Source organism: Williamsia herbipolensis, from assembly GCF_036153515.1.
Classification (GTDB): domain Bacteria; phylum Actinomycetota; class Actinomycetes; order Mycobacteriales; family Mycobacteriaceae; genus Williamsia_A; species Williamsia_A herbipolensis.
In genome coordinates, this window is sequence record NZ_CP108021.1 from 121,320 (window position 1) to 145,372 (window position 24,053).

22 protein-coding genes are annotated in these 24,053 nt (G+C 69.5%); 18 read left to right on the forward strand and 4 right to left on the reverse strand.

All coding sequences use genetic code 11. The features are described from left to right. Window positions 1-5: 5 nt before the first annotated feature. The 4 genes from OG579_RS00510 to ectA all read right to left on the reverse strand — a co-directional run bounded on the left by OG579_RS00510 (window position 6) and on the right by ectA (window position 3,340). Complete coding sequence (locus OG579_RS00510) at window positions 6-926, reverse strand: D-isomer specific 2-hydroxyacid dehydrogenase family protein (protein WP_328857708.1); 921 nt, start codon at window positions 924-926, stop codon at window positions 6-8. A 17-nt stretch (window positions 927-943) separates the two neighbouring features. Continuing rightward, complete coding sequence (locus tag OG579_RS00515; RefSeq protein ID WP_045822398.1) at window positions 944-1,339, reverse strand: ectoine synthase; 396 nt, start codon at window positions 1,337-1,339, stop codon at window positions 944-946. A 67-nt stretch (window positions 1,340-1,406) separates the two neighbouring features. Further along, entirely contained in the window at window positions 1,407-2,660 is a 1,254-nt protein-coding gene (gene ectB, locus OG579_RS00520) for a diaminobutyrate--2-oxoglutarate transaminase (RefSeq protein WP_045822399.1), read from the reverse strand. A gap of 161 nt (window positions 2,661-2,821) precedes the next feature. Then, on the reverse strand, window positions 2,822-3,340 hold the full coding sequence (ectA, locus tag OG579_RS00525; protein WP_045822400.1) for a diaminobutyrate acetyltransferase: 519 nt from the start codon (window positions 3,338-3,340) through the stop codon (window positions 2,822-2,824). 147 nt (window positions 3,341-3,487) lie between these two features. On the opposite strand from ectA, the gene rsmD reads away from it, so the two are divergent. The 18 genes from rsmD to OG579_RS00615 all read left to right on the forward strand — a co-directional run bounded on the left by rsmD (window position 3,488) and on the right by OG579_RS00615 (window position 24,050). Then, entirely contained in the window at window positions 3,488-4,135 is a 648-nt protein-coding gene (gene rsmD, locus OG579_RS00530; protein WP_328857709.1) for a 16S rRNA (guanine(966)-N(2))-methyltransferase RsmD, read from the forward strand. Between the two features lie 40 nt (window positions 4,136-4,175). Next, window positions 4,176-4,652: a pantetheine-phosphate adenylyltransferase gene (gene coaD / locus OG579_RS00535; RefSeq protein ID WP_328857710.1), complete on the forward strand. Its 477-nt coding sequence runs from the start codon at window positions 4,176-4,178 to the stop codon at window positions 4,650-4,652. Between the two features lie 124 nt (window positions 4,653-4,776). Then, complete coding sequence (locus tag OG579_RS00540) at window positions 4,777-5,556, forward strand: DivIVA domain-containing protein (protein WP_045822403.1); 780 nt, start codon at window positions 4,777-4,779, stop codon at window positions 5,554-5,556. 62 nt (window positions 5,557-5,618) lie between these two features. Beyond that, window positions 5,619-6,230, forward strand: coding sequence for a YceD family protein (locus OG579_RS00545; protein WP_328857711.1), 612 nt, complete (start codon window positions 5,619-5,621; stop codon window positions 6,228-6,230). A gap of 44 nt (window positions 6,231-6,274) precedes the next feature. After that, window positions 6,275-7,003, forward strand: a complete 729-nt coding sequence (gene rnc, locus OG579_RS00550) for a ribonuclease III (protein WP_328859103.1) — start codon at window positions 6,275-6,277, stop codon at window positions 7,001-7,003. A 27-nt stretch (window positions 7,004-7,030) separates the two neighbouring features. After that, window positions 7,031-7,939: a bifunctional DNA-formamidopyrimidine glycosylase/DNA-(apurinic or apyrimidinic site) lyase gene (gene mutM, locus OG579_RS00555; RefSeq protein WP_328857712.1), complete on the forward strand. Its 909-nt coding sequence runs from the start codon at window positions 7,031-7,033 to the stop codon at window positions 7,937-7,939. Between the two features lie 289 nt (window positions 7,940-8,228). Further along, the gene (locus OG579_RS00560) at window positions 8,229-8,327 is read left to right on the forward strand and encodes a potassium-transporting ATPase subunit F (protein ID WP_045822406.1); all 99 of its coding nucleotides are present in this window, start codon (window positions 8,229-8,231) and stop codon (window positions 8,325-8,327) included. Window positions 8,328-8,332: 5 nt separating this feature from the next. After that, entirely contained in the window at window positions 8,333-10,018 is a 1,686-nt protein-coding gene (kdpA, locus tag OG579_RS00565) for a potassium-transporting ATPase subunit KdpA (RefSeq protein ID WP_328857713.1), read from the forward strand. Between the two features lie 71 nt (window positions 10,019-10,089). Next, window positions 10,090-12,135, forward strand: a complete 2,046-nt coding sequence (gene kdpB, locus OG579_RS00570) for a potassium-transporting ATPase subunit KdpB (RefSeq protein ID WP_328859104.1) — start codon at window positions 10,090-10,092, stop codon at window positions 12,133-12,135. A gap of 6 nt (window positions 12,136-12,141) precedes the next feature. Next, entirely contained in the window at window positions 12,142-12,768 is a 627-nt protein-coding gene (locus tag OG579_RS00575) for a potassium-transporting ATPase subunit C (RefSeq protein ID WP_328857714.1), read from the forward strand. A gap of 33 nt (window positions 12,769-12,801) precedes the next feature. Then, the gene (locus OG579_RS00580; RefSeq protein ID WP_328857715.1) at window positions 12,802-15,456 is read left to right on the forward strand and encodes a sensor histidine kinase KdpD; all 2,655 of its coding nucleotides are present in this window, start codon (window positions 12,802-12,804) and stop codon (window positions 15,454-15,456) included. Further along, window positions 15,456-16,163 carry a response regulator gene (locus tag OG579_RS00585; protein ID WP_045822410.1) on the forward strand — a complete coding sequence of 236 codons (708 nt, stop codon included), beginning with the start codon at window positions 15,456-15,458 and terminating at the stop codon, window positions 16,161-16,163. Before OG579_RS00580 ends, OG579_RS00585 begins: the two co-directional genes overlap by 1 nt. A 38-nt stretch (window positions 16,164-16,201) precedes the next feature. After that, window positions 16,202-16,636, forward strand: a complete 435-nt coding sequence (locus tag OG579_RS00590) for an OsmC family protein (protein ID WP_328857716.1) — start codon at window positions 16,202-16,204, stop codon at window positions 16,634-16,636. Next, on the forward strand, window positions 16,633-16,923 hold the full coding sequence (locus tag OG579_RS00595) for an acylphosphatase (RefSeq protein ID WP_328857717.1): 291 nt from the start codon (window positions 16,633-16,635) through the stop codon (window positions 16,921-16,923). Before OG579_RS00590 ends, OG579_RS00595 begins: the two co-directional genes overlap by 4 nt. A 99-nt stretch (window positions 16,924-17,022) precedes the next feature. Beyond that, window positions 17,023-20,631, forward strand: coding sequence for a chromosome segregation protein SMC (smc, locus tag OG579_RS00600; protein WP_328857718.1), 3,609 nt, complete (start codon window positions 17,023-17,025; stop codon window positions 20,629-20,631). A 43-nt stretch (window positions 20,632-20,674) separates the two neighbouring features. Then, a complete protein-coding gene (gene ftsY / locus OG579_RS00605; protein ID WP_328857719.1) occupies window positions 20,675-22,081 on the forward strand; it encodes a signal recognition particle-docking protein FtsY in 1,407 nt (468 codons plus the stop codon). 243 nt (window positions 22,082-22,324) lie between these two features. Continuing rightward, complete coding sequence (locus OG579_RS00610; protein ID WP_328859105.1) at window positions 22,325-23,707, forward strand: ammonium transporter; 1,383 nt, start codon at window positions 22,325-22,327, stop codon at window positions 23,705-23,707. Window positions 23,708-23,711: 4 nt separating this feature from the next. Next, window positions 23,712-24,050 (forward strand): P-II family nitrogen regulator, encoded by a 339-nt coding sequence (locus OG579_RS00615; protein ID WP_045822416.1) that lies wholly within the window; start codon window positions 23,712-23,714, stop codon window positions 24,048-24,050. Window positions 24,051-24,053: the final 3 nt, after the last annotated feature.

Genomic DNA, 24,053 nt, shown 5'->3' on the forward strand with positions numbered 1-24,053 from the left:
TCCGATCAGTAGGTGCTGTCGGGGGAGACGGTCGAGAGGAGTTCCTCGCCGGCCCGGAAGCGTCGGAGGTTCTCGGCGACCCACGGCGCCAGTGTCCGTGTGAGTCCCGAGGCGGGGTTGGCGACATGCGGGGTGACGATGATCCGGGGCTCGTCGAAGAGGGGGTCGTCAGGACCCGGGGGCTCGGGGTCGGTGACATCGAGGGCCGCACCGGCGATCTCGCCCGCGCGGACCGCCCGCAGCAGGGCGGCCTGATCGATGAGGGTGCCGCGCGCGACGTTGACGATCCAGGCGTGGTCGGGGAGCGCGGCGAGAACCGAGGCATCGATCAGGTGACGGGTCTCGGCGGTCGACGGCGCGGCGAGCACGACATGGTCGCAGCGCGGCCACACCTCGGCGACGCGATCGGCGGGCAGGGTCTCGCGGGCTCCGTCGACCCGACGACCGGATCGGTTGACGGCGATGACCTCGGCGCCGCACGCCACGAGTCGGGGGATCAGCGATCGGGCGATGCCGCCCGCGCCGATGATCGCCACGGTGGAGCCGTGCAGCGAGCGGATGGTGGTGTCGATGACCTGCTTGTCCCAGCGCGACGTCACGGCCGCGGGGATCTGACGCGGCCCGGCGAGCAGCAGCGCCAGGGCGTGCTCGGCGACGTTCTCGGCGTAGAAGCCCGACGCATTGGTCCATGTACGACGGTCGTCGATGAGTCCCGCCGCCATGAACTCCTCGATTCCGGCGAGTTTGAGTGCCACCCATTCGACGGCGTCGGGAAGGTCGGTGGGGAAGTCGTCGACACCTCCCGCCCACACCAGGACCTGCGCATCGGCCAACGAGACGAGCACCCCACCCGCGGATTCGATCGCGGCGGTGAGGTGCTCGTCGTGTCCCGGCGCCAGGGCGACCGGGGTTGTCTCGCTTGTCATCCCATGACGATAAGGGGTCAGTCGACGGTGACGAGCGGGTAGACACCGTTCTCGTCGTGGGTCTCGTTGCCGACCACCGGCGGGTTGAACACGCAGTACATGCGCAGCTCGGTGGTCGCGGTGACGGTGTGGCGCTCGTGGCCGTTCAGCAGGTACATGGTGTCGGGCCCCAGCGGGTACTCCTGGCCGGTCTCACGGTCGAGCAGCGTGCCCTCACCGGAGATGAGCCACACGGCCTCGACGTGGTTCGCGTAGTGGAACTCGTTGACGGTACCGGCCTTGATGACGGTCTCGTGCAACGAGAAACCGACCTTGTCGCCACCGAGGATGATCCGCTTGGAACGCCAGTTGCCGTTCTCGGCGACGATGTCGCGATCGGTGTCGGTGATCTCTGTGGTGGTGCGGACGATCATGGACGCGTTCCTTCCCGTTGCGGTCCGGCCCGGTCGGGCCGGGGACATGCGTGTGTTCTCCGAGTGCTCAGACGACCTTGGCGGTCGCCCGCGCGAGGATGTCGAGTCCCTGCTCGAGCTCGTCGTCGGAGATCGTCAGCGGCGGAAGCAGTTTGACGACCTGATCCGACGGCCCGGCGGTCTCGGTCAGCAGGTGCTCGTCGAAGGCGAGCGAGCACACCTTGCCGGCGTTCTCGGCGACCTCGAACACGAGGCCCTGGGCCATGCCGCGACCCCGGGTGCTGACGCCGTCGTACTTCTCCGACAGCTCGGTGAAGGCCTCGTGGATCCGGTTGCCCTTGGCGATGGTCGCCTTCTCGAAGGTGTCGTCGGACCAGAAGTGGTCGATGGCGGCCTTCGCGGTGACGAACGACGGGTTGTTCCCGCGGAAAGTGCCGTTGTGCTCGGCGGGGCTCCACACATCGAGATCGCGCTTGAACAGGGTCAGGGCCATCGGCAGGCCGTAGCCGCCGATCGACTTCGACAGGGTGACGATGTCGGGGGTGATACCGGCGATCTCGAACGAGAAGAACGGACCGGTACGGCCACAACCCATCTGGACGTCGTCGACGATGAGCAGGATCTCGTGGCGCTTGCACAGATCGGCCAGACCACGCAGCCACTCGGCGCGGGCGACGTTGACGCCGCCCTCACCCTGGACGGTCTCCACGATGACACCGGCGGGCTTGTTGAAGCCGCTGCCCGAGTCGCCGAGGACCTGCTCGAACCAGCGGAAGTCCTTCATGTCGCCGTCGAAGTAGTCGTCGTAGGGCATCGGGGTGGTGTGCACCAGCGGCACGCCGGCTCCGGCGCGCTTGAACGCGTTGCCGGTCACCGACAGCGCGCCCAGCGTCATGCCGTGGAAGGCGTTGGTGAAGTTGATGATCGCCTCGCGGCCGGTCACCTTACGGGCCAGCTTGAGGGCGGCCTCGACGGTGTTGGTGCCCGTGGGGCCCGGGAACATGACCTTGTAGTCGAGGTTGCGCGGCATCAGGATCGTGTCCTGGAAGGTCTGCAGGAACTCGCCCTTCGCGACGGTCGACATGTCCAGACCGTGGGTGATGCCGTCGCCGGACATGTACTCCAGCAGTGCCTCTTTGAGCACCGGGTGGTTGTGCCCGTAGTTCAGCGCGCCGGCGCCGGCGAAGAAGTCGAGGTAGCGCACGCCCTCGCGGTCGGTGAGCCACGAGCCCGACGCCTTCTCGAAGACGGCGGGCCAGCCGCGGCTGTAGCTGCGGACCTCGGACTCCCGCGTTGCGAATATGTCGGATGAGAAGGTCATTGTCGTCCTCAGATCTCCAGATGGTGAGTGGTCACGGCTGCGGCGAGATGCGCGCGCCGGGCGACACGGCTGTACCCGGGTACGCGGCGAACGTCGTCGTCCGCTCGCACTGGAAGGCGCGCCCGGACCGTCGTCTGTACATCCGGCACGCGAAACGGGGTCTAGGCGCGCGGCGCGATGGTGTAGAGGTCCTCGGGCTCATGGGAGTCCGGGAAGTCCTCGGGCGCGAAATAGTCGCGACGGCTGATCGTCATGTCCCGACGCTCGGCGAACGAGGTGAACAGCTTCTGCGACGCCTCGTTGTCCGGGCTGATCGTGGTCTGCATCCGAGTGATGGAGTCGGTCTCCACTCGGTCCATGAGCGCTGACAACATCCGTCCGGCGAGACCGAGACCACGCTGGTCGGCGTCGACCGCGACCTGCCACACCATCACGGTGTCGGGGGCCTGCGGGCGCACGTAGCCGGTCACGAAGCCGACGACGGTTCCGTCGACCTCGGCCACGATGCTCGTGCGCGCATAATCCTGGCACCACAGCACGTAGGCGTAGCTGCTGTTGAGGTCGAGGACCTCGGAGTCACGGGCGATTTCCCAGAGACGAACGCCATCGGCGACATCGGGCTCCCGGAAGGAGACCTCGGGTGTAGTGGTCAGGGTGGCACTCGTCTGTATGGGGGTCATGGCATCTCTGAAGTTAACAACGGGTCACACCGATGTCACCCAGAACCGGATATTTGCTGGTGAAAGCGCCTCTAAGCGCCAGTACAGACCCTCTTTGTGATACCCGTCACGAAGTGGCGTGCCACGTCGGTGCGACGGGGTCGTGTCATGCCCGAACGGCCGTCGCCACGTCGCGGGGACGTCGGCGCCCTGGCGCGACCACCGGGTAGGACAATCACGGGCATGAGGATCATCGCGGGTTCGGCGCGCGGACGCCCGATCACGGCGCCGCCCGCCGGCACCCGACCCACATCGGATCGCGTTCGCGAGTCGGTGTTCGCGATGCTCGACGCCCGCGTCGACCTCGATGGGGCCCGCGTCCTCGACCTCTACGCGGGGTCCGGCGCTCTGGGACTCGAGTCGCTCTCGCGGGGGGCGGTGCGGGCGGTGTTCGTCGAGTCCGATGCGAAAGCGGCGTCGACCATCGCCGGCAACGCCGCGCGGTGCGGATTCGCGGCCGCGTCGCTCGACGTGCGGCGACGACGCGTCGAGACGGTGGTCTCCGCCGCGGCCGACGACCGTTTCGACATCGTGTTCTGTGACCCGCCCTACGACGTCGACACCGAGGTCGTCGAGGGACACCTGCAGGCGCTCGCCGACCATGACTGGTGTGCGCCGGGCGCGTTCGTCGTGGTGGAGCGTTCGGCCCGGACGCCGCAGATCACGTGGCCGTCGGCCTTCACCCCCGAGCGTTCGCGACGGTACGGCGAGACCCGTGTCGACCTGGGCGAGGTGGCCGACCCGGAGCAGGAATGACGACCGCGGGCACCGGCGGGGGACTGCTAGCTTGACCGGTATGGCTGGAGCCGTCTGTCCGGGATCGTTCGATCCGCTCACCCGCGGTCACCTGTTCGTCATCGAGCGCTGCGCCCCGCGATTCTCCGAGCTGGTCGTGCTGGTGACGGTCAACCCGTCGAAATCGGGTCTGTTCGACATCGACGAGCGGGTTGCGCTGATCACCGAGTGCACATCGCACCTGCCGAACGTCCGCGTCGACCGTTGGCAGGGACTCCTCGTGGACTACCTCCGCACCCACGAGCTGACCACGGTGGTGAAGGGACTGCGGGGAGCGGTCGACTTCGAATACGAGATGCCGATGGCCACCATGAACCGCGACCTGGCCGACGTGGAGACCTACTTCATGCTCACCGAGCCCCGATGGGCGCACGTGTCGAGTTCGCTGGTGAAGGAGGTCGCGCGACTCGGCGGCGACGTCGAGGCGTTCCTCCCGCCGCCGGTGTTCGCCGCGCTCGGCGCCAAGCTCGCGCAGTAGTGCCGACGCGCCGACACACCGAGGCTCGCCTGCCCGGGATTCGTCGTACCAATGGGCACAATAGTCACAGGAACAACACCAACCACTCGAGTCGGGCTCGTCCCGGCCGAGAAACGAGGTAGCTGTGTATCGGGTATTCGAAGCTCTGGACGAACTGGGCGCCATCGTCGAGGAGGCGCGCGGGGTCCCGATGACCGCCGGATGCGTCGTCCCCCGTGGCGATGTGCTCGAACTCCTCGACGATGTCAAGGACTCCATCCCCGCTGAACTCGACGACGCGCAGGACGTGCTCGACCAGCGCGACAAGCTCATCGGTGACGCGCGTGCGCATGCCGACACCGCTGTCTCCGAGGCGACGTCGCAGTCGGACTCGATGGTCGCCCACGCGCGTGCCGAGGCCGACCGCATCCTGTCCGAGGCGAAGTCGCAGGCCGACCGGATGGTGGGCGAGGCCTCGGCCCACGCCACCGAGCTGGTCACCGACGCCACCGCCGAGGCGCAGCGAACCGCGGCCGGTGCCGCCCGCGAGTTCGAGGCCGTGACCGGCCGGGCCCGCGCCGAGGCCGCCCGGATGATCGAGTCCGGCAACGCGAGCTACGAGAAGTCGGTCGCCGACGGCATCGCCGAGCAGCAGCGACTGGTGTCGGAGACCGAGGTCGTCGCGGCCGCGAAGAGCGAGGCCGACCGCATCATCGACGCTGCTCACGCCGAGTCCGACCGCCTGCGCGGCGAGTGCGACGTCTACGTCGACAACAAACTCGCCGACTTCGAGGAGGTCCTCACCTCCACGATGCGCTCGGTGAACCGCGGCCGACAGCAGCTCCGCACCGGGGCCGGCGTGCACGACTACAGCGAGCATCCCCGCGCCGTGCGGGACGACTACCCGACCGGCGTCGCGGTCTGACCTCGTCTCCCACCTCGGGCGAGGTGGGAGACGGTGGCCCTTGCGGCGTATCGTCTACTCCCGTGTCCGATCAGCGTCTTCGATCGAGTTCCGCGGTCACCCCGTTTGTTCTCGACATCCGTTCCCTGGGACGTCGTCCCGGCACGATGACCCAGATCCATCGCACGGTCACCTGTGACCACAGCCTGGGTCTCGACCTCATCGCCATCCCCGCCGACAGCGAGATCGATCTCGACCTCCGGCTCGAGTCGGTCAACGAGGGAGTGCTGGTGACCGGCACGGTCAGCGGCGAGACCGAGGGGCAGTGCGCGCGCTGCCTCGATCCGGTGAGCGGCACGGTCAACGTCTTCCTCACCGAGCTGTTCGCCTACCCCGACAGCGTCACCGAGCAGACGACCGACGCTGACGACGTGCACCGCATCGTCGACGACAGGGTCGACCTCGAGCAGGCGGTCATCGACGCGGTCGGTCTCGATCTGCCGATGACGCCGCTGTGTCGCGAGGACTGCGGCGGCCTGTGTGTGGAGTGCGGCGTGCGACTCGACACCGCAGATCCCGAACACGGACACGAGTTCATCGACCCGAAGTGGGCGGCGTTGCGCGAGAAGTTCGCGGACCCGGCTTCTGCGGATGCACCCGGACCGGCCCGCGACGCGGCCGGCCCCACCGGGTGAGCACGGTGTCGCCGAAGGCCTCCGATCCCGCGGGCGCCGCGTCGCTGCCGGGGCTGCCCGATCTCGTCGACGATCCGACCGACCTGCTCGAGGCCCTCGGTCTCGACATCTCGCGCGGGCTCCTGACGCTCGCGCTGACCCACCGCTCGTACGCCTACGAGAACGGTGGTCTGCCCACCAACGAGCGGCTCGAGTTCCTGGGCGACTCGGTGCTCGGTGTGGTGGTGACCGAGACGCTGTATCTCACCTATCCGGACCGTCCCGAGGGCGAACTCGCGAAGATCCGTGCCAGCGTTGTCAACATGTACGCACTCGCCGACATCGCCCGCGGGCTGGGACGCGGCGGCCTCGGTCGCCACATCCTGCTCGGCCGCGGTGAGGAGCTCACGGGCGGTCGCGACAAGGCGAGCATCCTCGCCGACGGCACCGAGTCGATCCTGGGCGCGGTCTACCTCGACCACGGCTTCGCGACGGCGCAGCGCGTCGTCGGTGCCCTGTTCGCGCCCTCCCTGGATCGGGCCGCCGTGCTCGGCGCCGGACTGGACTGGAAGACCTCGCTGCAGGAGCTGACCGCCGAGCGCGGCCTGGGCGTCCCGCAGTACGAGATCACCTCCACCGGACCCGATCACTCCAAGGAGTTCACCGCCACCGCGGTCGTCGCCGGTGCGTCCATGGGTGTCGGTGCGGGCCGCACGAAGAAAGAAGCCGAGCAGAAGGCGGCCGCCACGGCATGGCAGGTGATCTCGGAGTCGAAGGCCGGCCCCACCTCGTGACCGGCGCGCTCATCCCGCGGGTGTGCGGTGCCTGAGCTTCCCGAGGTCGAGGTGGTGCGGCGCGGGCTCGACGCCCACGCCGTCGGCCGGACGATCGAGTCGGTCACCGTGCACCACCCTCGCGCGGTACGTCGTCATCTCCCCGGCGCCGAGGACCTCGCAGGTGTCCTCGCCGGCACACGCATCGTCGCGGCCCGCCGCCGCGGCAAGTATCTCTGGCTCGACATCGACACGTCGGCGTCCTCGTCGTCCGCGGTCGACCCGCTGACCGAGGCCGCCCCTGATGTGGCCCTCGTCATCCATCTCGGGATGAGCGGTCAGATGCTGGTCTGCGATCCCGCGACCCCGGACCCCACACACCTGCGGGTGCGGGCGGCCCTCGGCGACGGCATGGAGCTGCGCTTCGTCGATCAGCGGACGTTCGGCGGATGGTTCCTCGACGCGCACACCGACACCGACACCGGGGTCGGGATCCCCTCGACGATCGCGCACATCGGACCCGACCCGTTCGATCCCGCCTTCGACCCGCGGGCCGTGGTCGCCACATGGCGCACCCGACACACCGAGATCAAGCGGGCACTGCTCGACCAGACCGTCGTGAGCGGCATCGGCAACATCTACGCCGACGAGGCGTTGTGGCGCGCCAGGATCCACGGCGCGCGGCCGACCGACGAGATCGGACCGCGCAAGCTGAACGACCTCCTCGCCGCGGCGACCGAGGTGATGGAGCAGGCGCTGGCCTCGGGCGGGACGTCGTTCGACTCGCTCTACGTCAACGTCAACGGCCAGTCGGGGTACTTCGAGCGATCGCTGAACGCCTATGGGCGCGAGGGGCAACCGTGCCGTCGATGCGGACGCATCATGCGTCGCGAACAGTTCATGAACCGCAGCTCGTTCAGCTGCCCGAAGTGTCAGGTGCGTCCGCGCGGCGCCTGACATCCGCGCGGAGAAGAACTTAGCGAACCGAACTATAGCGTAGAAACACCGCCGCTCGCCGTAGGGATCCCGTAAAGGCGCCAGGTCGCGGCGTCGGAAGTCCGTTAACGACGGCGGAACCGGGGATCCGGATGGGTCACGATCGGGCTCGTAGATCGGACCACCTCGAGTCCGGTCCTTGCCGTTCGTCAGGAGATCGCGTGACCGACTTCGTCTTCGTGCTCACCATCATCGGGTTGTTCGGAGCCTGTGCACTGGTGCTGCGCGCCGTGTCGGGACGGATGTCGCGATGACCGCCTCGGGGACGGTCAACGTCATCCTCCTGGTCGCCGCGCTCGTGGTGGCCGTCTATCTGCTCGTCGCACTGGTCTTCCCGGAGAGGTTCTGACACACGTGAACCCCGCACTCGCCGCCGCCCTGCAGGTCGGCGTCGTCATCGTCGTCCTCGCCCTCGTGTACGTCCCCCTCGGCGACTACATGGCCCGCGTCTTCACCAGTGCCCGCGACCTTGCCGTCGAGCGCGTCTTCTACCGCGTGGTGCGGGTGGACGCGGGTCGGCAGCAGACCTGGGTCGGCTACACCGCAGCGCTCCTCGGCTTCTCGCTGGTCGGTGTCCTGTTCCTCTATGTGCTGCAACGTATCCAGGGTCACCTGCCGATGTCGGGGGGACGGCCCGGGGTGCCGGGCGCGATGGCCTTCAACACGGCGGTGTCGTTCGTCACCAACACCAACTGGCAGTCGTACTCACCCGAGGTGGTGATGGGGAACCTCACCCAGGCCGGTGGCCTGGCGGTGCAGAACTTCCTCTCCGCCGCCGTCGGCCTGGCGGTCGCGGTCGCGCTCGTCCGCGGCATCATCGCCCGCACCACCACCGGTGAGATCGGCAACTTCTGGGTCGATCTCGTGCGCGGTGTCGTCCGAATCCTGTTGCCGCTCAGCGTGCTGTTCGCGATCCTGTTCGTGGCCCAGGGTGTGGTGCAGTCGTTCCATTCCGGGTTCGACTTCACCGGACTCGGCGGCGGCAGCGGCCACGCCGTGGTCGGCCCCTTCGCCTCGCAGGAGGCCATCAAGGAACTCGGCACCAACGGAGGTGGCTCGCTCGCCACGAACTCCGCGCACCCGTTCGAGAACCCCACCCCGCTGACGAACATCGCCCAGATCATCGCGATCCTCGTGATCCCGGTGTGCCTCACGAGGACCTACGCCACGATGGTCGCCGACCGTCGGCAGGGCTACACCGTCCTCGGTGTCATGGCGACGCTGTTCGCCCTGATCCTCGCCGTCACTTGGTTCTTCGAGGAGCGGACCAACGGAGCCGCCGCCACCGCGGCCGGCGCGATGATGGAGGGCAAGGAACAGCGCTTCGGTATCCCGGCCTCGGTCCTCTACGCCGTCGCCACCACCGGCACGTCCACCGGTGCCGTCAACGCCCAACACGACAGCTTCTCCGCGGCGAGCGGCGGCGCGGTGATGTGGAACATGCTGCTCGGCGAGGTGGCGCCCGGCGGGGTCGGGACCGGACTCTACGGCATCCTCGTGCTGGCCATCATCGCGGTCTTCGTCGGCGGTCTGCTCGTCGGACGTACCCCCGAGTTCCTGGGCAAGAAGATCGGCCAGCAGGAGATCACGATGGCCGCCCTGTCGATTCTCGTGATGCCCGCACTGGTGCTCGTCGGGACCGCGATCACCGCGATCCTGCCGTCCACCAACGGTTTTCAGGGCAACAGTGGCGACCCCGGGACCCCGGGATCGATCCACGGATTCTCCGAGGTGCTCTACGCCTACGCCTCGGCCGCCAACAACAACGGCAGCGCGTTCGGCGGCCTCACCGTGACCAGCGACTGGTTCCAGGTGTCGCTCGGCGTGTGCATGCTGTTCGGCCGGTTCCTGCCCATCATCTTCACCCTCGCCCTCGCCGGACTGCTCGCGAAGCAGAAACCGAAACCCGCATCGACGGCGACCCTGCCCACCCACGGCCTGCTCTACGGCGGCCTGGTGACCGGCACCGTGCTCCTCGTGGCCGGTCTCACCTTCTTCCCCGCCCTTGCCCTGGGGCCCATCGCGGAGGCACTCGCATGACCATCACCGATCCCGGTCCCTCCGGACCGAGCACCTCAGATACCGCGGGTGCACCCGCGGTGTCGGACGACATGGCCGGCAGCGGGGCGTTCTCGCCGACCCAGCTCGTCCGTTCCCTGCCCGACGCCGTACGCAAGCTCACCCCGCGCGACCAGGCCCGCAACCCCGTCATGTTCGTGGTCTACCTCGGGGCCATCGCGACCACCGCGCTCGCGATCTACCAGCCGTCGTGGTTCTCGTGGGCCATCGCCTTCTGGCTCTGGTTCACCTCGCTGTTCGCCAACCTCGCCGAGGCGGTGGCCGAGGGTCGCGGGAAGGCCCAGGCCGCGAGCCTGCGGAAGGTGAAGCGCGACACCATGGCCCGGCGTCTCGGTGACGACGGGTCGATCACCGAGGTCCCCGGCTCGGATCTGACGATCGGTGACCGCATCGTCGTCGAGGCGGGCGAGGTGATCGCCGGTGACGGCGATGTCGTCGAGGGCATCGCCACCGTCGACGAATCGGCGATCACCGGTGAATCGGCGCCGGTGATCCGAGAGTCCGGCGGCGACCGCTGCGCGGTGACCGGGGGCACCGTGGTCCTGTCGGACCGCATCGTCGTCGAGATCACCACCATGCCCGGCGAGTCGTTCGTCGACCGGATGATCGCCCTCGTCGAGGGCGCGTCGCGGAAGAAGACACCGAACGAGATCGCCCTCGACATCCTCCTCGCGAGCCTCACCGTCATCTTCCTGCTCGCGGTCGTCGCCATCGGACCCATGCAGCAGTACGCGGGGTCGACCCCCGATCCGGTGAAGCTCATCGCGCTGCTGGTATGCCTCATCCCGACCACGATCGGCGCACTGCTGTCGTCGATCGGCATCGCGGGCATGGACCGGCTCGTCCAACGCAACGTGCTCGCGATGTCGGGGCGCGCGGTCGAGGCGGCCGGCGACATCGACACCCTGTTGATGGACAAGACCGGCACCATCACCTTCGGCAACCGCAGGGCCACCGCGCTCGTCCCGGCACCCGGCGTCGCGATCGGCGACATCGCCGGCGCGGCATGCCGTTCGAGCCTCGGCGACGACACCCCCGAGGGCCGCAGCATCATCGACCTCTGCCGTGAGCGCTACGGCGTCGACGTCGACGCGCTGCGACCCGCACCGGGCGCCGCCACCATCGTCGCCTTCACCGCCCAGACCCGGATGAGCGGTCTCGACCTCCCCGACGAGGGTGACCTGCTGATCCGTAAGGGGGCCGCTGACGCGGTGGTGCGCTGGGCCCGCGAGGGGGGAACGACCGTCGACGACGCGGTCACCTCCGCGGTCGAACAGATCGCGGCCGGTGGCGGCACACCGCTGCTGGTGGCCGACCGCGCAGGGTCGGCCCCGGTCCGTGTCCTCGGGGTGATCGCGTTGTCCGACGTGGTGAAACCCGGTATGGCCGAACGGTTCGCGCAGTTGCGCGCCATGGGCATCAAGACGGTGATGGTGACCGGCGACAACCCGCGCACCGCCGCGGCGATCGCCGCCGAGGCCGGCGTCGACGACTACATCGCCGAGGCCACCCCGGAGGACAAACTTGCACTGATCAAGACCGAGCAGACCGGTGGACGGCTCGTCGCGATGACCGGCGACGGCACCAACGACGCACCGGCGCTGGCGCAGGCCGACGTCGGCCTGGCGATGAACACCGGTACCTCGGCGGCCAAAGAGGCCGGGAACATGGTCGATCTCGACTCCGACCCGACCAAGCTCATCGACGTGGTCGCGATCGGCAAGCAGTTGCTGATCACCCGCGGTGCCCTCACCACGTTCTCCCTCGCCAACGACCTCGCCAAGTACTTCGCCATCCTGCCCGCACTGTTCACCGGCATCTACCCCCAGCTCCACTCGCTCAACGTGATGCGCCTGCACTCGGCGCAGTCGGCGATCGTGTCGGCGGTCATCTTCAACGCGCTCATCATCGTCGCGCTGATCCCGCTGTCGCTCAAAGGCGTTCGCTACCGGCCGTCGTCGGCCTCGAGGCTGCTCGGGCGCAACCTGCTCCTCTACGGCGTCGGCGGTGTGGTGTCACCGTTCGTCGGCATCTGGCTCATCGATCTCGTCGTCCGCTTTCTCCCGGGAATGGGGTAGCAGCACATGCTCGTCATCCGAAACGTCGTGCGCCAGTCGCTCGTCGGTCTCGCCGTGCTCATCGGCCTGACGCTGCTGTTGGGGGTGGCCTATCCCGCCGCGGTGTGGGGCGTCTCGCGCCTGACCACCCACTCCGCCGAGGGATCGCAGGTCACCGACGCCAACGGGTGCGTCGTCGGGTCGAGGCTGCTCGGCGTCGACGTCGCGGTTCCCGCCGGTACGCCCGACCCCTATCTGCACTCACGGGTGGTCGGCTCGGCCGACGACCCGTTCGCCCCCGGAGACCCGTCGGCGTCGGCGGCGAGCCAGCAGGGACCCAACAGCGAACTGCTCGCCAAGAACATCGAGGCACGCCGCGCGGCCATCGCGGCCCGCGAGGGCATCACGCCCGGGCAGGTCCCCGTCGACGCCGTCACCGGGTCGGGTTCCGGGCTCGACCCCGACATCAGCGAGTCCTATGCGGCGCTGCAGGTGCCCCGGATAGCACGCGTCCGCAATCTGACCCCGCAGCGCGTGCAGGCGGTGATCGACGCGCACACCTCCGATCGGCAGCTCGGGTTCCTGGGCCAGTCACGCGTGAACGTCCTCGAGGTCAACATCGCGTTGGGCGCCACGGCACCGAAGTGCGGGTAGCGGGCGGTGGCGGCGTCCGACGATGATCGTGTGGTGACCACCGGACCCGAGAGCGCCGAACGGCGCGGCACCCTGCAGATCTTCCTGGGCTGCGCTCCCGGCGTCGGCAAGACCTACGAGATGCTGGCGCAGGCCGCGACACTGGCGGCCGAGGGTGCCGACGTGGTCGCCGCGGTCGTCGAGACGCACGGTCGGACGGGCACCGCACGGATGCTCGAGGGCATCGAGGTCATCCCGACCGTGACGATCGAGTACCGGGGCACCGTCCTGTCCGAACTCGATCTGGAGGAGGTGCTGGCCCGCGCTCCCGACGTGGTGTTGGTCGACGAACTCGCGCACAGCAACGCCCCCGGCAGTCGCAACGCCAAAAGGTGGGAGGACATCCGCGACATCGTCGACGCCGGCATCTCGGTGCTCTCCACGGTCAACATCCAGCACCTCGAGAGCCTCAACGACGTCGTCGCCCAGATCACCGGCGTCACCCAGCGCGAGACCGTCCCCGACGAGATCGTGCGTGCGGCCGACGCGATCGAACTGGTCGACATCGCCCCCGAGGCGCTGCGGCGCCGCCTCGCCGCGGGCAAGGTCTACCCGGGTGAGCGCATCCAGGGTGCGCTGGTCAACTACTTCCGCCAGGGCAACCTCACGGCCCTGCGGGAGTTGGCGCTGCTGTGGCTCGCCGACCGGGTCGACGACTCGCTGGCCGACTACCGAGCCGAACACGCGATCACCGACACCTGGGAGACCCGCGAACGCGTCGTCGTCGCGGTCACCGGTGGCCCCGAGTCGGCGACCCTGCTGCGCCGCGCATCACGGATCGCCTCGCGGTCGAGCGCGGAACTGATCGCGGTGCACGTGGTCCGCGGCGACGGCCTCCTCGACCGACTCTCCGGGGAGATGCCCTCGCTCACCGAACTGGCCGCCGGTTTCGGCGCCCGGATCCACACCGCGGTGGGCGATTCCATCCCCGAGACCCTCCTCGACTTCGCCCGCGGCGTGAACGCCACGCAGCTGGTGATGGGGACCTCGCGCCGATCACGATGGCAACGACTCCTCGACGAGGGGACCGGGGCCACCGTGGTGCGGATGTCGGGGAAGATCGACGTCCACATGGTCACCCACGACCAGGCGCGACGACGCAACCGGCTCGACATCCGCGAGACCCGTCTGCACCGACCGCTGAGCTGGGTGCTGGCGGTGGTGGTCCCGTGCGTGGCGGCCGCCGCGATCTTCGGTCTCGACCGGTGGCTGGGGTTCGCCAGCGAGACCGCCATCTTCTTCGTGGTGGTGCTGGCGATCTCGATGCTCGGCGGTGTCGGGCCCGCGGCGCTCACCGCGATCACCTCGGGACTGCTGCTCAACTTCTTCTTCACCGCACCCCGCTACACGTTCACCATCGACAGCGTCGAGAACCTGTCGACGATCGTGGTGATGTTGCTGATCGCGATCGCCGTTGCCGTACTGGTGGATTCGGCGACCGTGCGGAGGCGGGAGGCCACCCGCGCGGCCAGGGAGGCCGAGCTGCTGACCACCTTCGCCGGGGCAGTGCTCCGGGGACAGGGCCTCGCCACCCTGCTCGATCTCGTCCGGACCACCTTCGATCAACGGTCGGTGTCGGTGGTGCGGATCGACGAGGGCGCCTCGGCACCCGTGGTCACCGACGCGGTCGGCGACGACCCGGCGACCGCCCCGGCGCAGGCCGACACCGTCTGCACCGTGCCGTCGGGTCCCTACGCGTTGCTGCTGCGCGGCCCGGTGGTGACCGGCCGCGACCGTCGGGTGCTGACCGCCGTCGCGTCGCAGGCCGCCGCGGTGGTGGAGCGCCGCCAACTAGCCGAGGAGGCCTCGAACGCCAAGGCGCTCAGCGAGACGGATCGACTGCGGCGTGCCCTGCTCTCGGCGGTGAGCCACGATCTGCGGACCCCGCTCGCCGCGGTGAAGGCCGCGGCGTCGAGCCTGCGCAGCACCGATGTGTCCTTCTCGGCCGAGGACACCGCCGAGCTGCTGGCGACGATCGAGGAGTCGACCGACCACCTCACCGCCCTGGTGGGCAACCTGCTCGACTCCTCGCGTCTGGCCGCCGGTGTGGTGCGACCGCAGATGAAGTTCGTCTACCTCACCGAGGTCGTCAGCCGCGTGCTCGTGGGAATGTCGGCGTACGACACGCGCCAGCTCGCGCGGGTGCGACTCGAACTCGGTGACACGCTCGTCTACGCCGATCCCGTTCTGCTGGAACGCGTGTTGGCGAACCTCATCGACAACGGGTTGCGGCACAGTGGGCGCGGTGACGGATACGGGGCAGAGGGTGAGGGCGAGGTGACCGTGTGCGCCGAGGTCGTCACCGAGGGTCCCGGCCAGGGCGTCGGCACCTCGACCTCGGTCACCGATCCCGACGCCCCGACGCGCGTGCTGATCCGTGTCATCGACCACGGCGCGGGCATCGCCCCGGCCGATCGCGAGCAGATGTTCGCCGCGTTCCACCGGGTCGGTGATCAGAACGCGAGTTCCGGTGTGGGTCTGGGTCTGTCCGTGGCGCAGGGGTTCACCGAGGCGATGGACGGTCGACTCGAGGCGGTCGACACCGACGGTGGGGGCCTGACCCTCGTCGTCGACCTCCCCGGCGCGCCGGGGGAACCACGACCGTCCGACGACCACCGCCTCGCGCGCGAATCCCTGGGGGGCCACTGATGTCACAACCGCAACCGGTCGAGCACACACGCGTCCTCGTCGTCGACGACGAGCCGCAGATCCTGCGCGCGCTGCGCATCAACCTGAACGCCCGTGGATTCGACGTGACGACCGCCTCGACCGGTGCCGGCGCACTGCGCGCGGCCGCCCAGACCAACCCCCAGGTGGTGATCCTCGACCTCGGCCTGCCCGACATCGACGGGTTCGAGGTCCTCGAGGGCCTGCGCGGGTGGACGACCGTCCCGGTGATCGTCCTCTCGGCGCGCACCGACTCCGGCGACAAGGTCCAGGCCCTCGACGCCGGCGCCGACGACTACGTGACCAAGCCGTTCGGGATGGAGGAACTGCTGGCCCGTCTCCGTGCCGCCGTCCGGCGTGCGAGCGCCCCCTCCCCGGGGCTGGAGGAACCCGTCGTCGACGCCGGGTCGTTCGTGGTGGACCTGCGCGCGAAGCTCGTCACCCGGGAGGGGACCGACGTCCATCTCACCCCGACCGAATGGGGTGTGCTGGAGATGCTGGTGCGCAACGAGGGCAAGCTGGTGGGGCAACGCGAGTTGCTCCACGAGGTGTGGGGACCGTCCTACGACTCGCAGACCCACTATCTGCGCGTGTATCTCGCGGGTCTGCGACGCAAACTCGAACCCGATCCGACGCACCCGCGCCACCTCATCACCGAGGCCGGGATGGGGTACCGCTTCGTCCGGTGAGCGGAATTCGGGGTCCCGGCACGGTGTTCAATGCTGCTATGAGCACCGAGAACACCACCCCCGCCGCCACGACACTCTGGGTCGAGCGCACCGGCACCCGCCGCTACACCGGCCGAAGCTCGCGCGGCGCGCAGGTGCTCGTCGGGTCCGAGGACGTCGAGGGCGTCTTCACCCCGGGTGAGCTGCTGAAGATCGCCCTGGCCGCGTGCACCGGGATGAGCTCGGACGCACCGCTGGCGCGGCGGCTCGGCGACGACTACGCCGCGACCGTGCGCGTCTCCGGCGCCGCCGATCGCGACGCCGAGGTCTACCCGCGGCTCGACGAGGAGCTCGACATCGACCTGTCCGGGCTCGATGCCGACACCGCGCAGCGTCTCCTCACCGTGGTCGCACGCGCCGTCGACGCGTCGTGCACGGTCGGCCGCACCCTGAAGGCGGGCACCGAGGTGTCGCTCACCCTGCCGACACGATGAGCGGGCCCTCCGACGACACCCTGCGGCTCACGGCGTGGGTGCACGGGCACGTGCAGGGTGTGGGGTTCCGTTGGTGGACGCGGGCGCGTGCGCTCGAACTGCGGTTGGTCGGGCACGCCACCAACCAGCCGGACGGCCGGGTGCTCGTCGTCGCCGAGGGACGACGCGACGCCGTCGACGGACTCCTCCGTCTCCTGCGGGGTGACACCACACCGGGGCGGGTCGATCTTGTGGTGGACGACGTCGGACCCGCCGTCGGGGGACTCGAGGGATTCGTCGAACGGTGAACCGAACCGACAGGTGAGGCGGAGGTTTCGCCCCGGTGACCGCCCGGCGACGACTGGGATGTCCACCGGTGGTGTGCGACGTGGGTAATCTCTACCGTCGTGCACCTCAAGAGCCTGACGCTGAAGGGATTCAAGTCCTTCGCGTCGGCCACTACCCTGCGCTTCGAGCCGGGGATCACCTGCGTCGTCGGACCGAACGGATCGGGTAAGTCCAACGTCGTCGACGCGCTGACCTGGGTGATGGGGGAGCAGGGGGCCAAGGCCCTGCGCGGCGGCAAGATGGAGGACGTCATCTTCGCCGGGACCTCCGGGCGCCCGCCGCTTGGTCGAGCCGAGGTCACCCTCACCATCGACAACTCCGACGGCGCCCTGCCGATCGACTACTCCGAGGTCTCGGTGACCCGGCGGATGTTCCGGGACGGCGCCGGCGAGTACGAGATCAACGGCAGCACGTGTCGCCTCATGGACGTGCAGGAACTGCTCAGCGACTCCGGCATCGGCCGCGAGATGCACGTGATCGTGGGGCAGGGACGACTCTCTGCGATCCTCGAGTCGCGTCCCGAGGACCGTCGTGCGTTCATCGAGGAGGCAGCCGGGGTCCTCAAGCACCGCAAGCGCAAAGAGAAGGCCGTCCGCAAACTCGAGTCGATGCAGGCGAACCTCGCCCGTCTCACCGATCTCACCGACGAGCTGCGTCGACAGCTCAAGCCGTTGGGTCGCCAGGCCGAGGTCGCCCGTCGCGCGCAGACCGTGCAGGCCGACCTGCGCGACGCCCGTCTGCGGCTGGCCGCCGACGACCTCGTGACCCTGCGGACCGCCATGGCCGAGCAGACCGCCACCGAGAGCCTCATCAGGGAGAACTCCGACCGCGTCGCCGCCGAACTCGATCGCGCGACGGCCGAGATGACCGACCTGGAGACCCAGGTCGCCTCGATCGCCCCCGCGGCACAGCAGGCCGCCGCGGCCTGGTTCCGACTCTCGGCCCTCGCCGAACGGGTCGACGCCACCCGGCGCGTCGCCTCCGAGCGGGTGCGCCACCTCGCCGAACCCGTGGTCGCGGCCGCCACCGGACGCGATCCCGACGAACTCGACGCCCAGGCGGCCGCCGCCGCCGAGGAGGAGGAGATCCGCGCCTACGCGGTCACCGAGGCCGACGATGCGCTCCAGGCCACCCGTGCGGCGCTGGCGGCTGCGGAATCGGTTGCCGCGCAGGCCGACAGGGCCCATCTGGCGGCGGTCCGCGCGGTCGCCGACCGGCGTGAGGGATTGGTGCGTCTGGAAGGTCAGGTCACCAACCTCGCCACCCGCGCGGGGTCGACCGACGCCGAGGCGGCCCGCCTGTCGGCCGCGATCGTCGACGCCGACCGCCGCGCCGACGAGGCGCAGGCCGAACTCGACACCGTCGCGGCGACCGTCGGCGACCTCGACGCGACCGAACGCGGCCTCGACGAGCACCACGAACGCAGCGTTGTCGCCCTCAACCACGCGAACGAACGCGTCGCGGAGCTGCAGGCCGCCGAACGCGCCGCCGAACAACGGGTCGCGTCGCTCACCGCTCGTATCGAGGCGTTGTCGACGAACCTCACGCGCAAGGACGGCGGCGCCTGGCTCCTGTCGAACGACGTTCGGGGACTGCAGGGTTCGGTGGTCGACCTGGTGAAGGTCGCCCCCGGCTACGAGGCCGCGATCGCCGCCGCGCTCGGTCCGGCCGCCGACGCTGTCGCCGCCGACGACACCGACGCCGCCCGCACCGCGCTCGCGACACTCAAGGACGCCGACGCCGGCCGTGCCGCCCTGTTGCTCGGCGGGTTGAGTGCGCCCCGGCGCCAGGGCCCCGCGCTGCCGCCGGGCGCGCGGTGGGCCGCCGAGGTGGTGACCGCCCCGGAGCAGTTGCGTGGCGCGGTCGACCTGCTGCTCGCCGACACCGTCGTCGCCGACAGCGACGCCGTCGCCGCCGACGTGGCCGCCCGCGTCCGTGAGGCCGGCGACCGACTGCACGTGGTGACCCTCGACGGCGACGTGCTGGGCCCGGGGTGGATCAGCGGCGGCTCCGACCGTCGGCCCTCGACCCTCGAGTTGCAGGCCGACATCGACTCCGCGAAGGCGGATCTCGTCATCACCGCCCACCAGGGCGAGGAGATCGCCGCGGCGCTCTCGGGCGCTCTCGGCGAGCAGGAGGCCCGCCGCCAGTCCGCCGACGACGCCCTGGTGGCCCTGCACGAATCCGACGCGGCGGTGGGCGCGGTCTACGAACAGCTCGCCCGCCTGGGTCAGACCGTGCGCGCCGCCCGCGACGAGTCGGCCCGCCTCGCCGCCCAGCGCAGCGCGATCGAAGCGGGCCGCACCACCGCCCTCGCCGAACTCGCCGAGATGGAGGAGCGGCTGCGCGCGGCGCAGGTGGACCCCGACGACGAGGGGACCGATCTCGACACCGACGGTGAACGTGTCGCCGCGGCCGGCGCCGTGGCCGAGGCCCGGACCACCGAGACCGAGGCGCGGCTGGCGTTGCGCACCGCCGAGGAACGCCTGGCGTCGGTGCGGGGACGTGCCGATTCCCTGCGCCGCGCCGCCGAATCCGAGCGCGAGGCCCGTGCCCGCGCCGAACGACAGAACCGCGCCCGGGCGCACGCCGCCGCAGTGGCCGAGGTGGTGGTGACCGCGGCCGACGACATCATCGTCCGCCTGAGCGGTGCGGTGGCCGATGCGCAGCGGACCCGCGACGACCTCGAGACCGCACGCACCGACCGTGCGGCGCTGCTCGACGCCGCCCGACGCCAGGTCGCCGAGCTCACCGGTGAACTGAACCGACTGCGCGATCGGCTCCACGCCGACGAGGTCGCCGGGGCGCAGGCGGCGCTGCGGGTGGAGCAGCTCGAGGAGCAGATCGTCTCCACCCACGCCATCGGCCTCGACGACCTGCTCGCCGAGTACGGCCCCGATGTGGAGTTGCCGCCGACCGAGCTCGAGATGACCGAGTACCGGCAGGCCGTCGAGCGTGGCGAGATCGTGGTCGCGCCGGCACCCATGCGATTCGACCGCGCGGTCCAGGAGGCGCGCGCCAGACGCGCCCAGAAGGACCTCACCACCCTGGGCAAGGTCAACCCGCTCGCCCTGGAGGAGTTCGCGGCCCTCGAGGAGCGCTACACCTTCCTCTCCACCCAGCTCGAGGACGTCCGCAGCGCGCGTCGCGATCTCCTCGACGTCGTCGACGACGTCGACGCGAAGATCCTGCAGGTGTTCACCGAGGCCTATGCCGACGTCGAGCGCGAGTTCGTCGAGGTGTTCAAGACCCTGTTCCCCGGGGGCGACGGACGGCTGGTGCTCACCGACCCCACCGACATGCTCACCACGGGCATCGAGGTGGAGGCGCGCCCCCCGGGCAAGAAGGTCAAGCGGCTCTCGCTGCTGTCGGGTGGGGAGAAGTCGCTGACCGCCGTGGCGATGCTCGTCGCGATCTTCCGGGCGCGGCCCTCGCCGTTCTACGTGATGGACGAGGTGGAGGCCGCCCTCGACGACACGAACCTGCGGCGCCTCATCCGGCTGTTCGAGCAACTCCGGGAACGCTCGCAGCTGATCGTCATCACCCACCAGAAGCCGACGATGGAGATCGCCGACGCGCTCTACGGGGTGAGCATGCAGGGCGACGGCATCACCACCGTCATCTCCCAGCGCCTGCGCGGGATCGACGTCACCACGTCGGGCGCCTGATCGGCTCGTCGGCGCCGAGGCGTCGGCTGACACAATGACTCAGGTGAACACCGAACTCATCATCGGCATCGTCGTCGGCGTGATCGTCGCGATCCTCGCCGTCGTGTTGATCGCCCGGGTCGTCGCGAACCGGCGCCGTATCTCGTTGCGGGACGGCACCTCGACCGATCAGCCCACCCGTGAGGTCGATCGCTCGGGCGGCTACCAGGCGGGCGGTGGTTTCACCTTCAGCCAGGGTGGCGGCGCCGGTCTCGCCGATCCGCCCGCGGAGACGACGTCGGTGCCCCCGCCGACCGTGACACCGCCTGCCACGACCTACGAGCGCACCGAGACCGACGGCCAGCCCGGTGTCGGCGACGACGCGTCGGTCCCGCGGGATTCCGCGCAGCGGGGGATGAAGGACATCTCCCTGCCCGATCTGGACACACCGGATCTCGACACGCCGGATGTGGACACGACCGGCGCCGAGCCCGAGACGGCCGACACCGATGCCTCGGCCCTCGCCACGCCCGCGCCGCTCGACGTCATCGAGCCGGTCGACGGCCGGTTGCTCCGATTGCGCGGCCGCCTGGCCCGTTCGCAGGGCACCCTCGGCAAGGGCGTGCTGGGACTGCTCGGTGGCGGCGATCTCGACGAGGACTCCTGGGAGGAGATCGAGGACACGCTCATCTCGGCCGACCTCGGCAGCGCCACCACCGCCCGCGTCGTCGACGCGTTGCGCACCGGGTTGGCGACGTCGTCGGTCCGCACCGCCGCGGAGGTCCGCGCACTGCTCCGAACGGTGCTCATGGCCGAGTTGATGCCCGATCTCGACCGCTCGATCCGGGCGCTCCCGCACGCCGGCGTACCCGCGGTGTTGCTGGTGGTGGGCGTCAACGGCACGGGCAAGACCACCACCGTCGGCAAGCTCGCGCGCGTGCTGGTCGCCGACGGTCGTCGTGTGCTGCTGGGCGCGGCGGACACCTTCCGCGCCGCGGCCGCCGATCAGCTGCAGACCTGGGGGGAGCGCGTTGGGGCGCAGACCGTCCGGGGACGCGAGGGTGCCGATCCCGCGTCGGTCGCGTTCGATGCAGTCGCCACCGGTGTCGCCGACGGTGTCGACGTCGTGGTGGTCGACACCGCGGGCCGGCTGCACACCAAGACCGGTTTGATGGACGAGCTCGGCAAGGTCAAGCGCGTGATCGAGAAGAAGACCGCGGTCGACGAGGTGCTGCTGGTCCTCGACGCGACGACGGGCCAGAACGGGATGATGCAGGCGAAGGTGTTCGCCGAGGTCGTCTCGATCACCGGCGTCGTGCTCACCAAGCTCGACGGCACGGCGAAGGGCGGCATCGTCTTCCACGTGCAGCACGAGCTCGGGGTCCCGGTGAAACTCGTCGGACTCGGCGAGGGTGCTGACGATCTGGCGCCGTTCGAGCCGGGTGCGTTCGTCGACGCCTTGTTGGGCTGAGCACACCCGCCGCCGTCCGGCTGCGCCCGTTTTGCCCGATCGCGCGAGTCGTTTGCCTCGGCTCACGACTTTCTGACCTGGGGCGATACCTGCGCGAAATATGAGGCGCCGATCCGTTCACACCCGGGAAACATGCAGTAGCCATCACCGAAACATCCGGATAGGAAAGTTCTCCCAGATCGAAGCCGCGGCCTCATGCCGCGGTGATGAAAATCGAGGAGGAATAGGGTGGCTTACCCCGCAATGGGTGTCCCGGATACCGGAGACACCGCCTGGATGCTCGCGAGCGCAGCGCTCGTGTTGCTGATGACCCCAGGTCTGGCGTTCTTCTACGGCGGCATGGTGCGCGCCAAGAACGTCCTCAACATGATCATGATGAGCGTCATCGCGATGGGCATCGTGACCGTGCTCTGGGTGCTCTACGGATTCTCCTTCGCCTTCGGCGACGACAAGGGTGGCGTGATCGGTGATCCCGGTCAGTACCTGGGACTCAAGGGCGTCATCGGCGGCAACGGTGCGGCTGCGGTCGCCGCCGATCCCGCCACCGGGACCGCGGCCTCCGATGCGGTCAACATCCCACTCTTCGGCACGCTCCCGCTGTCGGTGTTCGTGGTCTTCCAGCTCATGTTCGCGATCATCACCGTGGCGCTGGTCTCCGGTGCCGTCGCCGATCGCATGAAGTTCAGCGCGTGGGCGGCCTTCACCGTCCTGTGGTCGACCATCGTCTACTTCCCGGTCGCGCACTGGGTGTTCGCCTTCGACGGCTACACCGGTGAGCACGGCGGCTGGATCGCCAACAAGCTTAAGGCGATCGACTTCGCCGGCGGTACCGCGGTCCACATCAACGCCGGTGTCGCGGGCCTCGTGCTCGCGATCATCCTCGGTAAGCGTCGAGGCTGGCCCAAGACCCCGATGCGTCCGCACAACCTGCCGTTCGTGATGCTCGGTGCCGGTCTGCTGTGGTTCGGCTGGTACGGCTTCAACGCCGGTTCGGCGACGTCGTCCAACGGCACCGCGGGCACCACCTTCCTCACCACCACCGTCGCCACCGCCGCGGCGATGCTCGCCTGGCTGGTCGTCGAGGTCATCCGCGACGGACACGCCACCTCGCTCGGTGGTGCATCCGGCGTGGTCGCCGGCCTGGTCGCCATCACCCCGTCGTGTTCCTCGGTGAACGTGCTCGGCGCACTGGTCATCGGCATCGTCGCGGGCGCGATCTGTGCCCTCGCGGTCGGACTCAAGTTCAAGCTCGGTTTCGACGACTCGCTCGACGTCGTCGGCGTCCACCTCGTCGGTGGTCTGCTGGGCACCCTGATGGTGGGTCTCGTTGCCACACACCAGGCCCCGGCTGCGGTCGACGGTCTGTTCTACGGCGGCGGATTCGATCAGCTGTGGCGCCAGGCGGTCGGGGCGTTCGCGGTGCTGGGCTACTCCGCCATCGCAACTGCCATAATTGCTCTGATCATCAAGTTCACCATCGGACTCCGTATCGATCCCGAGGGTGAGGCCGAAGGTGCCGACGAGTCGCAACACGCCGAGTCCGCCTACGACTTCGCCGCACTCGGTGGAAGCTCCGGAAGCAGCGCATTGAGCCAGAGCGGCGTCGCTCTCGGCAAGGAGGGATGAGTCAGTGAAACTGATCACAGCAATCGTCAAGCCGTTCACGCTGGAGGACGTCAAGACCGGGCTCGAGCAGGCCGGGGTCCTGGGTATGACGGTCAGTGAGGTCCAGGGCTACGGCCGCCAGAAGGGCCACACCGAGGTCTACCGCGGTGCGGAGTACTCGGTCGACTTCGTCCCCAAGGTCCGCGTGGAGGTCGTCGTCGACGACGCCGCCGTGGACAAGGTGGTCGACGTCATCGTCGAGGCCGCGCGCACCGGCAAGATCGGTGACGGCAAGGTCTGGGTCTCGCCGGTCGACTCGGTGGTGCGGGTGCGCACCGGCGAGCGTGGCGGCGACGCGCTCTAGAGG